The organism is Chitinophaga arvensicola (assembly GCF_900110835.1).
Classification (GTDB): domain Bacteria; phylum Bacteroidota; class Bacteroidia; order Chitinophagales; family Chitinophagaceae; genus Chitinophaga; species Chitinophaga arvensicola.
The window spans coordinates 2,468,863-2,481,413 of sequence record NZ_FOJG01000001.1 but is presented as its reverse complement, the minus strand read 5'-3'; the positions used below and the strand labels follow the sequence as shown (position 1 = coordinate 2,481,413).

The window sequence follows — 12,551 nt, the reverse complement described above, 5'->3', positions numbered from 1 at the left end:
TCAAATTAATTTATCTGATTCGTAAAGAGGGACTCATAGTAGTGTGATTAACAAATTTTTAGGCCGTTTAATGCCTTAGCAGTGCAGTGTCATTATGTAAAAAGTTAAAATAACCCTAGATTTGCAAAAAACAATTCAGAATGTCAACAATTGCAAAATCAAACATTGACTTTAACCTCGGATACAAGGTAGCAGACATGTCTCTGGCGGCCTGGGGTCGTAAAGAGATAGAGCTGGCAGAAGCCGAAATGCCCGGACTGATGTCACTGAGAGAAGAATATGGTAACAGCAAACCATTACAAGGTGCTCGCGTTGCTGGTTGTTTGCATATGACTATCCAGACTGCCGTATTAATTGAAACCCTCGTAGCCCTCGGTGCCGAGGTTCGCTGGAGTTCCTGCAATATATTCTCTACACAAGACCACGCTGCTGCTGCCATCGCTGCTGCAGGTATCCCGGTATTTGCCTGGAAAGGTCTGAATGAGCCGGATTTTGACTGGTGCATAGAGCAAACACTGTTCTTCGGTAGCCCCGATCGTCCACTGAACATGATCCTGGACGATGGTGGTGACCTGACAAATATGGTATTCGATAAGTACCCTGAGCTGATCCAGCATATCAAAGGATTGAGCGAAGAAACTACTACCGGTGTTCACCGCTTGTACGAGCGTATGAAAGCTGGTACTTTACCAATGCCCGCTATCAATATCAACGACTCCGTTACCAAATCCAAATTCGATAACAAATACGGTTGCCGCGAATCCTGTGTGGATGCCATCCGTCGCGCTACCGATGTAATGATCGCTGGTAAAGTTGCCGTTGTTGCCGGTTTCGGTGACGTAGGTAAAGGTTCTGCTGAATCACTGAGAGGTGCAGGTGCCCGTGTAATCGTTACTGAAATTGACCCGATCTGCGCTTTACAAGCCGCTATGGAAGGTTATGAAGTAAAGAAAATGAACGACGCCGTAAAAGAAGCTGACATCATCGTAACCACTACCGGTTGCCGCGATATCATCACCGGCGAACACTTCAAACTGATGAAAGACAAATGCATCGTTTCCAATATCGGTCACTTCGATATCGAAATTGATGTTGCCTGGTTAAATAAAAACTACGGTAATACCAAAGTGGAAATCAAACCACAGGTAGATAAATATACCATCGATGGTAAAGATATCATCCTGCTGGCTGAAGGCCGCCTGGTGAACCTCGGTTGCGCTACCGGTCACCCTTCTTTCGTAATGAGTAACTCCTTTACCAACCAGGTACTGGCTCAGCTGGAACTGTGGCTGCACTCTGAAAACTACGAAAACAAGGTTTACGTACTGCCTAAACACCTGGATGAGAAAGTTGCCCGCTTACACCTGAAAAAGGTTGGCGTAGAACTGGATGTCCTGACCTCCGCTCAGTCCGAATATCTCGGTATTCCTAAAGAAGGTCCTTTCAAACCTGATTACTACAGATACTAGTAGATACATTTTAAAAAAGCAGCGGAGAGGAAGTCGTACTTCTTCCCGCTGCTTTTTTTTACCCACAAAACCCGTTTTGCTCTTTCTCCTTTATAAAGTAATTTTGACCCATGACAAAGCTGAGTGTAAACATCAACAAGTTTGCTACCCTGCGCAATGCACGTGGAGGCAATCTACCGGATATTTTGAAAGTGGCCCAGGACTGTGAACGCTTCGGCGCCGATGGCATTACCGTTCACCCACGCCCCGATGAACGGCATATCCGCTATCAGGACGTGAGAGACCTGAAACCATTGGTCACTACAGAATTTAATATTGAAGGATATCCTTCGCAGGACTTTATGGACCTGGTACTCTCGGTGAAACCACACCAATGCACCCTCGTACCCGATCCACCAGACGCCATTACCTCCAACACCGGTTGGGATACCATCGCCTATCAGTCACAACTGAAAGATGTGATCTCTACCCTGAAAAATGCAGGTATTCGCGTTTCTATCTTCCTCAACGCTGACGTAACAAAAGTGGAAGGCGCCAAAACCGCCGGTGCAGACCGCATCGAACTGTATACAGGCCCTTACGCAGAAGAATATACGAACGCCCGTACACAGCCGCAAAACCTACAGCTGTTCAACGATTACAAAAACACTGCTAAAGAAGCTACCGCCATAGGTCTGGAACTCAATGCCGGCCACGACCTCAACCTGGATAACCTCCGCTTCTTCAAACTGCATATTCCACAACTGAAGGAAGTATCCATCGGGCACGCACTCGTAGCAGACGCACTCTACTTCGGACTGGAAAATACCATCCAACTCTACAAAAGACAACTCGCAGATTAATACAAATAATAAAGCCATTCCCTTTTACCGGAATGGCTTTATTTAACCCTTAAAACAATCAACATGAAGTTCATAGCGGGGTCACAACAAAACCGATATGAACTGTATATAAGTTGCCGCCATGACTGGCAGCAATGTTACGCGGTGTTACTTCTTTAATAACGCTATTTCCAGCACTTGGTTCATTTGCCGCACATAATGGAACTTCATCCCCTTAATATAAGACGGATTAATTTCCTTGATATCTTTCTCATTTTGCCAGCAAAGAATAATTTCCCGGATACCTGCCCTTTTGGCGGCCAGAATCTTCTCCTTGATACCACCTACCGGTAATACCTGCCCGCGAAGCGTAATCTCTCCCGTCATAGCCAGATAAGATTTCACCCTGCGGCCGGTAAATACAGATGTAAGCGCCGTCAGCATGGTTATACCCGCACTCGGGCCATCTTTCGGTACTGCCCCTTCCGGCACATGCACATGCACGCTCTTCTGCGCAAATATCTTCGGATCTATCCCAACCTCTGCGGCATGCGACTGCAGGTAAGTCAGCGCTGTTACCGCCGATTCCTTCATCACATTACCCAGGTTACCCGTCAGCTTCAGATCACCCTTGCCATCACTCAAACTGCTCTCTATAAACAGGATATCTCCACCTACATATGTCCAGGCCAATCCTACCGCTACTCCCGGCGGATTACCCACCTTATAGATCTCGTTGGAATAACGCGGCTTACCTAATATCTTTTGTAATCCTTCGTCTGTTAAAGCATCCGGTAATTTCTCTTCCATTGCTACCTGCTTCGCCAGGTTACGCATAATCGCCGCAAACTGTCTGTCCAGTTCACGTACACCACTCTCCCGCGTATAGTCGGCAATCAATTGCTCAATCACCGCATTGCTGATCTTTACCTTTGTATCTTTCAATCCATGTGCATCCTTCTGCTTGGGCAACAGGTGCCTTTTGGCAATCTCTACTTTTTCTTCAATAGAATAACCACTCAGATCAATAATCTCCAACCTGTCGCGCAATGCCGGATGAATAGAATTAATGTTATTGGCAGTCGCAATAAATAATACCTTACTCAGGTCATATTCCAGCTCCAGGTAGTTATCATAGAAAGTACTGTTCTGTTCAGGATCCAGTACCTCCAGCAATGCAGAACTAGGATCGCCCCGCATATCGTTACCGATCTTATCGATTTCATCGAGGATCATCACCGGGTTAGAGGATTTGATCTTGCGGATCGATTGTACCACCCGGCCCGGCATGGCACCGATGTAAGTTTTGCGGTGTCCGCGGATCTCGCTTTCATCATGCAAGCCACCTAAGCTCAAACGCACATACTTACGACCTACGGCATTCGCAATGGAACGTCCCAGGGAAGTTTTACCAATACCCGGAGGGCCTACGAAACATAAGATAGGCGACTTCATATCCCCTTTCAGTTTCAATACCGCCAGGTATTCCAATATGCGTTCTTTGATTTTTTCCATGCCGTAATGGTCATGGTCCAGTATCTTCTTCGCCTTCTTCAGGTCGTAGCTGTCTGTCGTATATTCGCCCCAGGGCAGATCCAGCAAAAGATCCAGGTGGTTATACACCACGCTGTAATCCGGTGTGCTCGGATGCATACGCTCCAGTTTTTCAATGCCCTTGGCAAAAGCTTCTGCGGCGGCAGCAGGCCATTTCTTCTCTTCTGCCTTACGCTTCATTTCTTTCAGCTCCCGGTCATTGGCATCTCCACCCAGTTCTTCCTTGATCGACTTCATCTGCTGCTGCAGGAAATAATCCCGCTGCTGCTTGTCCAGGTCGGCCTTGGTTTTGTTGGTGATCTTGTTCTTAAGCTCTGCCAGCTGCAGTTCTGTCTGCAATAGCTTCATCAGCAATTCTGCACGGGTGCGCAGGTTATTGGTTTCCAGTAATTGCTGCTTATCCTTCAGATCAGAATTGAGATTAGAAGACACGAAATGCACCAGGAACGATGGATTCTCGATGTTCTTCAGAATAATACTCGCCTCTGAAGGCAGGTTGGGTGATAACTGAATGATCTGTGCTGCCAGATCCTTGATAGAAGAAATATATGCTTCAAACTCCGAATCATCTTCTGCAGCTTCGTCCTGCAATACGCTGATCTTCGCCTTGAAGTACGGATCTTCCGTTAATATTTCATCTATCTTAAAACGTTTCCGCCCCTGTATAATGATAGTGGTGCCACCATCAGGCATCTTAATGAGCTTTACAATACGTGCCACAGTTCCCACCTCACTCAGATCCGCTACACCCGGATCTTCTATCGTACTGTCTTTTTGCGCTACCACACCGATCGATTTGTCAGTTTTGTAGGCGTCATTCACCGCTTTTATAGACTTATCCCGGCCCACCGTAATCGGCAGTACAACACCCGGAAACAATACTGTATTTCGTAATGGTAATAATGCCAGTTCATCGGGAATGTTTTCATCCTCCTGTCCTTCCCCATCTTCGTTCAAAGGGATAATAGGCATGAACTCCATTTCATCTTCCGAATTTCCTAAATAAAATCTGTTCATCTGAGATATTTAAAGCCTCATGAGGACATTCTGTCATACAATCCGGCAAAAGTCCTCTTATTTTTATTTATCCCTATATTGTCAAGTTTAATGCCAAGTGACGCCCTGTCAGGCTCCCTGCACCAGTCCTGTTACAAGACTTAACAAAAAAGCAGCAAAGGGAAAAGTGTTTCCACTTCTCCCTTTGCTGCTTATAAAATATTTTCTGCCGGATCTTAGAAAGATACACCAACGCCCAGCTGAATGCTCTGGTTTTTCCAGTTGCTCGTGCTTACCACGCTGTTTACATCTTTCACGTCGTTGAAGCCAATGATGTAACGGGCACTTATGTTGATGATAGGCAGTTGTAACCATAAACCGGCTACACCTGAAATTTCACCGCCTTTGAAAGCGGTGTTGGCAGCGCCCAGCACTTTCTTATCGCTTACCAGGGCACCAAACTGAGGACCTACCTGCAGTTTCAGGCGAGGGGTTCCCAGATCAATATTGGCTAATAATGGAATGCTGAGATAGTTCAGGTTAATTTTCTTACGGTTATCAGAAGTACTTACACCTTCATAAATATCACTGAACTTGTCGGTAGTTTCAGCTTTGGTGGAAGAGAAGACCAACTCTCCCTGTACGCCAAATCCTTTAACAAGATTTACCTGCGCAAATGCTCCCAGGTGGTAGCCTAATTTGAAGCCATCCTGAAAACCGGTACCATCAAGCTTTCCGAGGTTGGCGCCTCCCTTGATACCGAAGCGCAGCAATTTGGTTTGCGCATTAACAGTTGACACAGTGGTAACAGCAGCGATCAGCACTGCTACGGCGAAGAACAGTTTTTTCATAAAAATTTGTATTGTTAGTAATGGTTAAAATATAGACGTCTCTCCTAAATGATACCCCTATCTTCTAATTACATTTCCGGTAAATACAAATTCCGTGCTATTTGTTAAGAAAATCAAAAACTGTACAGGATGCGGGCAGTGAAATAACTCATAATCCCCTGATCAGTGCCGGTCAACGGCTTAAAAATAGTATAGGCAGGCGCCAGATTCAGATGACCAATAAAGTAAGATATATTCAGTGTAATGTCTGCTGCACGTGGCTCAAAATCGGTATGATCTTTAAAATTCAGTTCCCTGCCCGGATGTGTCATGATCTGCGTCATCTTCGGGGAGCGGGTAATATACTGGAACGCCTTCAGGTTACTGTAATAGTTGGCGGTGCCCAAGGTTAAGTTCAGCGAAGGGGTAAACAGGAACAGGTCTGTACGACTGATTACACCGGAGAAAATAAAAGGATGCCTCACCGCAGCTATGATATTAAAATCGTTGCCCCGCAGGGTTTCTCTTTTAAACATTCCTTCCGATACATCTTTCCCCCAGCCGTAATCCACGCTCAGGCCTGGCTGCAGCCACCATTTACGATAATAAAAGTACGCGAAGAGTTCATTTTTTATAGGGGTCGCCGGCACATCGGTAGAATCAGCAAAGAGATACCGGGTATAGGATATTCCCGTCAGAAAGTTCCTGCTCCTGGTATAGTCATACCCAGCGGTAAGATCCGTTTCAAACCAGGGCTTTTTAACGGAATTGAAAAGATAATAGGCGCTTACGCTGGCATATAAACCACTTTTATGATAATAACTGAGAGAAGGTGCTACAAACGTTTTTAATACGATCGGCAGCTCAAAGTTGGTGACTTTACTACCATAGGCGGGGTTGTTGCCGTAGCCGATGCCAGCCACAACTTCGCTCTTCTGCTGCTTCTGCAGCAAGGAGTCCAGCTGTTGCTCCAGCTCTGCCAACGTTTGTCCCGATGCAATACGGCTACATAACAACAGGAAGGTTAAGAAGTATAGGCGCATGATGTAAAAATACGTCACTGCAAGATAAACGTATTTCAGCATTGTTTAACTCCCTGTCCGTGAATAGGACGAATGAGGGGTTAAACAATGCTTTTCTATCGGTCAGTTCCTGCGCAACCAGCTTACACGAGGTCGATCACCGTAATTTCAGGCAGTATGCCTACCCTGCCCGGGTAGCCTAAAAAGCCAAATCCCCTGTTTACATACAGGAACTGTGTCTTCTTCTTGTATAAACCAGCCCATTCCTTGTAGAAGTACTGGGCAGGGCTCCATTTCAGGCCGGGTATTTCGATACCAAACTGCATCCCGTGGGTATGGCCGGCCAGCATCAGGTCAATATCCGGATATTCTGTACGTACCTGGGCGTCCCAATGGGTAGGATCATGCGACAACAGGATCTTGAAAGGTATCTGCTCCGTGCCCTCATAGGCGCGTTTCAAATCGCCATAGCGGGGGAAACGCTTGATAGCGCTCCAGTTCTCAATACCCAGCAAGGCAATTTTATCGCCGTTACGGTCCAGGATTACGTTTTCATTCATCATCAGCTTCCAGCCCAGCTTTCCGTGCACGGCCTTTAACGCTTCCAGGTTTTCATGCTGCATAGCACTGTAACCATTGGGCGTTTTGTCCGGCCAGGGGAAATAATCGCCGTAATCGTGATTACCCAGTGTAGAATACACGCCCATAGGCGCTTTCACCTGGCTGAACACGTCGATCCATTCGTCCATTTCCACTGCACGGTCGTTTACCAGATCGCCGGTAAACAATACCAGGTCGGGCTTCTGGGCATTGATCATCTTAATGCCTTTCAGCACTGCGTCCCGGTTGGCAAAGCTGCCCGAGTGTATATCTGAGATCTGTACAATCCGCAGTCCTTTAAAGGCTGCGGGCAGCTGGTCGAACTTCAGTTTTACCTTATGGATCCGGTAATTGTATTTATTCGAGAAGCCATACATCAGCGTGCCGAAAAAGGCGCCGCCGGTGATCAGCCCCAGCCGGTTAATGAACTGGGAACGGGACAAACCGCTTACCACGGTGGAGGTATCCGCCACCGGTGCTCCACTGACTTTACGGATAATCCATATCACCCCTCTCCGGACATCGTCTATCAGCAAAAACAGCGTTACCAGGAGCTTGGCTACCACCAGGCCCATGAAAATGGCCATCAGGTACGACTTCAGCGTGGCCGGCCAGTTATGCCAGTTGATATACGGCAGCAGGGCGATCATGATCACGCAAATGGCAGATACTGCCCAGTAAACGGAATAGGTAACGTTCCTCACCCTTGGAGCAGACATATACACCATGGCCCTGACGGCCTGGAAAACATATAAATCCAGCAAAAGGAGGAAAACAATGAGTATAACGGAATTAAGTCCGGGTCGCATTATAAAAATTTAATATAGATATATAATAATTAAGCAATTTAATACAAGTAATCGGGTCCGAAAAGTTAAAACGGGATCGACGTAATATACCAGACGTATAACAACGCGAAGAATTGTATGTTTTATTTTTTTTATTCAGTAGGAGGAACAGTACATTTGCTGGCTGACCGGTAAACAATAGATAATTTTAATATTTTAATAATGTATTAATCTTACCCCTGCTGAAACTGGTTTAAAATTAACCTGTTAACGGATAACGGACCCTGTTCTGCGAACAGTTTGTGTATAAATAAATATACTGCAGCACCCGAATTTTACCTAATCGTTGTATTTTTGTCCGATTAGGCTACTTTTAATTGCGCTACTTTTAAATATAAGGTGTAGATTAATTACGAATTACGGAAGGTATATCCTTTCGGTATGATGTCGTGATTTGTTCAAATGGATTGATTATGAAGTATACTTGCTACGGACATTCCTGTTTTGCAGTGGAAATAAAAGGTAAAAAAATTCTTTTTGATCCTTTTATCACACATAATGAATTGGCGGCTAAAGTAGACATCCATGCCATAACGGCGGATTATATTTTTGTTTCCCACGGACATGAGGACCACACGGCCGACCTGGTGGATCTGGCAAAAAGGACCAATGCAACAGTGGTATCCAATTATGAAATTGTGACCTGGGCGGGTAAACAGGGAATAGAAAAGTTGCACCCGATGAATACCGGCGGTAAATGGAAATTCGACTTCGGTACTGTAAAATGCGTGGTAGCACAACATTCCAGCAGTTTACCGGATGGCACCTACGGTGGCAACCCGATGGGCTTTATTTTCATGACGGAAGAAGCGAACTTTTACTATGCCGGCGATACCGCACTGACCGTGGATATGGAACTGATCCCGGCCATCACTTCCCTGGATTTTGCCGTGCTGCCTATCGGCGACAATTTCACAATGGGTATTGAAGATGCCATCGCAGCTGCAGAGATGATTGAATGCCAGAAAATAATCGGAGTACACTATAATACGTTCGGCTATGTTAAGATCGATACCGACGAAGCAAAGATGTTGTTTATTGATGCCGGGCTTGAGCTGTTACTGCCTGAAATAGGTAGTACCATAGAGGTTTAGGGAAGAAGTGATCATCGCTGATTTATCCTTTATCCTATAAATAACCTTTGAATTTTTAAATTACACAATGGCTAGAATAATCGCAATCGCTAACCAGAAAGGTGGCGTAGGAAAAACTACAAGTGCAATAAACCTGGCAAGCAGCCTGGCTGTGCTGGAATTTAAGACACTGCTCGTAGACGCCGATCCGCAGGCTAACAGCACCACAGGGCTGGGTTTCGACCTGCGCAATGTGCAGCAGAGCTTGTACGATTGTATGGTGAATGATGTGCAGGCCAAAGATGTGATCCTGGAATCTGATACCCCTAACCTGAAGGTATTACCTTCTCATATAGACCTGGTAGGTGCTGAACTGGAACTCATCAATCACCCCAGCAGGGAAAGAGTGATGAAACAGGTGATTGATTCTGTAGCAGCTGACTATGATTTTGTAATCGTTGACTGCTCCCCTTCCCTCGGCCTTATCACCGTAAATGCCCTCGTGGCTTCCAATTCCGTGATCATCCCCGTACAATGTGAATTCTTTGCACTGGAAGGTCTCGGTAAACTGCTCAACACCATCAAAATTGTACAAAGCCGCCTGAATATAGAACTGGAAATTGAAGGTATCCTGATGACCATGTACGATGGCCGTCTCCGCCTCAGTAACCAGGTAGTGGATGAAGTAAAACAACACTTTGAAGAAAGCGTGTTTAACACCATCATCCACCGCAACACCAAACTGGGAGAGGCTCCCAGCTTCGGCAAATCCGTGATTATGTATGATGCTGCCAGCACAGGTGCAATCAATTACCTGAACCTGGCCAAGGAAATCCTGCAGAAACATAACTTCACTAAAATTAAATCCAAAGACAAAATCCTAGCTATAAACGATGACCAATCCAAGTAAGAAAGAGGCATTGGGTAAAGGCATCCGCTCTCTGCTTCAGAATATGGACACAGACCTGAAGCAAACTGCCAGCGCCCTCGGTGATAAAGTGGTAGCCGCTGCTACCGGTATTGAACGTATATCACTCGATCTGATTGCAACCAATCCGAAACAGCCGCGTCGTGACTTTGATGAGGTTTCTTTACAGGAGCTAAGCCAGTCTATCAAACTCCACGACGTTATTCAACCCATCACCGTTTCCCGCATCAGCGCGAAAAAATTCCAGCTGATCGCCGGTGAAAGACGTCTGAGAGCCAGTAAACTCGCCGGTCTTAAAGATATTCCCGCGTATATCCGCCAGGTCAACGACCAGGAACTCCTGGAACTCGCCCTGCTGGAGAACCTTCAACGAGAAAACCTCAATGCTATTGAGGTTGGTCTCAGCTACAAACGCCTCATGGATGAGTGCAGCCTCACTCAGGAACAGGTGGCTGACCGCATGGGCAAAGAAAGAAGTACCGTCACCAACTATATCCGCCTCCTCAAACTGCCACCGGATATCCAGGTAGCAGTAAGAAACGGTCAACTCAGCATGGGACATGCCCGCGTGCTTACCGGTGTTGAAAACGTGGAAAACCAACTCTTCCTGTACAACGAAATCCTGAAAAATGGCTTATCGGTAAGACAAACGGAAGAACTGGCCCGCAACATCAATCAGGCCGATAAAAATCAACAGCAGAAAGCTGCCAAAGCCAAACTGGCGCCTGCATTCCTGAAAATACAGGACAAACTTGCTACCCACTTTTCTACCAAAGTAAAACTGGATAGGAATAAAAGCGGTAAAGGCAGCATCTTAATTGAATTCTATTCGGATGAAGAGCTGGATAGTATCCTGGAAAAAATAGATATATACGGTGGCTAATAAGGCTCAATACATATTTCATTCACTACGATACATTTTCTTGTTTTTAACGGCAGCAGCGGTAGCAATACCAGCACATGCGCAGCAGGATACCCTGCGCCCTGTCGCCAAAACAATGGATACGATTATCCGGCCTACACCAGCACCCGGCACCGATACGGTGAAAGCCGCCAACAGCGCCCTCTTTACAGATTCGGCTTATGTGCCGGATTCCAAACTGCCCCATAGCCCGCGCAAAGCGGCCCTCTATTCGGCAGTAGTACCCGGCCTCGGACAGGCATACAATAAAGAATACTGGAAAATTCCGCTGGCATACGCTGCCATCGGCACTTGTACCTACTTCTTTATTGATAATATGAAAACATACAAAATGTACCGCGATGCCTACCGCCTCCGCGTAGACGGCAACCCGGATACCAAAGATACCAATCCTAAAACGGCTCCGTTTGATGATGAAGCCATCAAAGGCGCCAGGGACCAGTTCCGGCAATATGTGGATTATTCCGTACTGTTCTTTGTACTCGCCTACGGGATAAATATTATTGATGCTACCGTGTTTGCGCACCTGCGTAACTTCGATATGTCGGATGATCTCAGTATGCGCGTTTCGCCTACCATCATCAACAACCGTACACTGGGTCTCAGCCTCAATATCTCTATCGGGGGCAAAAAGGCTAAAAGCAACCGGTACTTCGCCGGCCGCTGATTACCACTAAACCATCAACTTTAAATACAACTAGCAAGGGTCATGAAAATAGCGCTCATCGGATATGGTAAAATGGGACAGGCAATAGATGCTATTGCTACCGCCAAAGGACACGAAGTGATACTCCGTATTGATCTCAACAGCAAACACCTGCTGGAAAAGGAACACCTCGGCCAGGCAGATGTAGCCATCGAATTTACCACACCTGAAACAGCCTACCACAATGTGCTGAAATGCTTCGATGCCAACGTGCCCGTTGTATGCGGTACCACCGGCTGGCTCGACAAACTCCCGGAAATAAAAGCTATCTGCCTGGAGAAAAAACAGGCCTTCCTTCATGCTACCAATTTCAGCATCGGGGTAAATATCTTCTTTGAAGTGAATAAGAAACTGGCCGAACTCATGGCCGGTCAGCCACAATACGGTGTAAGCATGGAAGAAATCCACCACACCCATAAAAAAGATGCCCCAAGCGGTACTGCCCTCACACTGGCAGAACAACTGATGGCATCCGTTACCCGCAAAACCAGCTGGGTAAATGAAGAAAGCAATCAACCTGAAATCCTCCCGATCATCTCTAAAAGAATTGATCCGGCGCCAGGTACACATACCATCAATTACACTTCTCCCATCGATGATATTACGATCACGCACACTGCTCATTCCCGCGAAGGATTTGCAGCCGGCGCAGTAGTAGCGGCAGAATGGATCAAAGGCAAAACCGGCGTGTTTACCATGCGGGATGTATTGAACCTGGGCTAGTCGTCAGCTACCTGCTTTTAGCCACCGGACACACTCCGGCGGCTAAAAGCCAGCCACTA

11 protein-coding genes are annotated in these 12,551 nt (G+C 46.4%); 7 read left to right on the top strand and 4 right to left on the bottom strand.

Annotation, left to right across the window (positions count from 1 at the left end; translation table 11 throughout):
- Window positions 1-140: 140 nt before the first annotated feature.
- Both ahcY and BMW79_RS10470 read left to right on the top strand, forming a co-directional pair.
- The gene (ahcY, locus tag BMW79_RS10475; RefSeq protein ID WP_089894216.1) at window positions 141-1,469 is read left to right on the top strand and encodes an adenosylhomocysteinase; all 1,329 of its coding nucleotides are present in this window, start codon (window positions 141-143) and stop codon (window positions 1,467-1,469) included.
- 110 nt (window positions 1,470-1,579) lie between these two features.
- Window positions 1,580-2,311: a pyridoxine 5'-phosphate synthase gene (locus tag BMW79_RS10470; RefSeq protein WP_089894213.1), complete on the top strand. Its 732-nt coding sequence runs from the start codon at window positions 1,580-1,582 to the stop codon at window positions 2,309-2,311.
- 147 nt (window positions 2,312-2,458) lie between these two features.
- On the opposite strand, the gene lon is transcribed toward BMW79_RS10470, so the two are convergent.
- The 4 genes from lon to BMW79_RS10450 form a co-directional block, all read right to left on the bottom strand.
- Window positions 2,459-4,861: an endopeptidase La gene (gene lon, locus BMW79_RS10465; RefSeq protein WP_089894210.1), complete on the bottom strand. Its 2,403-nt coding sequence runs from the start codon at window positions 4,859-4,861 to the stop codon at window positions 2,459-2,461.
- A gap of 215 nt (window positions 4,862-5,076) precedes the next feature.
- Window positions 5,077-5,691: a porin family protein gene (locus BMW79_RS10460; RefSeq protein WP_089894208.1), complete on the bottom strand. Its 615-nt coding sequence runs from the start codon at window positions 5,689-5,691 to the stop codon at window positions 5,077-5,079.
- 113 nt (window positions 5,692-5,804) lie between these two features.
- Window positions 5,805-6,713: a hypothetical protein gene (locus BMW79_RS10455; protein WP_143059122.1), complete on the bottom strand. Its 909-nt coding sequence runs from the start codon at window positions 6,711-6,713 to the stop codon at window positions 5,805-5,807.
- Between the two features lie 122 nt (window positions 6,714-6,835).
- Window positions 6,836-8,101, bottom strand: a complete 1,266-nt coding sequence (locus BMW79_RS10450) for a metallophosphoesterase (RefSeq protein ID WP_089894201.1) — start codon at window positions 8,099-8,101, stop codon at window positions 6,836-6,838.
- A gap of 452 nt (window positions 8,102-8,553) precedes the next feature.
- On the opposite strand from BMW79_RS10450, the gene BMW79_RS10445 reads away from it, so the two are divergent.
- The 5 genes from BMW79_RS10445 (at window position 8,554) to dapB (ending at window position 12,492) form a co-directional block, all read left to right on the top strand.
- Window positions 8,554-9,234, top strand: a complete 681-nt coding sequence (locus tag BMW79_RS10445; RefSeq protein ID WP_089894198.1) for a metal-dependent hydrolase — start codon at window positions 8,554-8,556, stop codon at window positions 9,232-9,234.
- Window positions 9,235-9,301: 67 nt separating this feature from the next.
- A complete protein-coding gene (locus BMW79_RS10440; RefSeq protein ID WP_089894195.1) occupies window positions 9,302-10,123 on the top strand; it encodes a ParA family protein in 822 nt (273 codons plus the stop codon).
- Window positions 10,107-11,024: a ParB/RepB/Spo0J family partition protein gene (locus tag BMW79_RS10435; RefSeq protein ID WP_089894193.1), complete on the top strand. Its 918-nt coding sequence runs from the start codon at window positions 10,107-10,109 to the stop codon at window positions 11,022-11,024. Before BMW79_RS10440 ends, BMW79_RS10435 begins: the two co-directional genes overlap by 17 nt.
- Window positions 11,025-11,064: 40 nt before the next feature.
- Entirely contained in the window at window positions 11,065-11,730 is a 666-nt protein-coding gene (locus BMW79_RS10430) for a DUF5683 domain-containing protein (RefSeq protein WP_089894190.1), read from the top strand.
- A 42-nt stretch (window positions 11,731-11,772) separates the two neighbouring features.
- Entirely contained in the window at window positions 11,773-12,492 is a 720-nt protein-coding gene (gene dapB / locus BMW79_RS10425; protein ID WP_089894187.1) for a 4-hydroxy-tetrahydrodipicolinate reductase, read from the top strand.
- Window positions 12,493-12,551 lie beyond the last annotated feature (59 nt).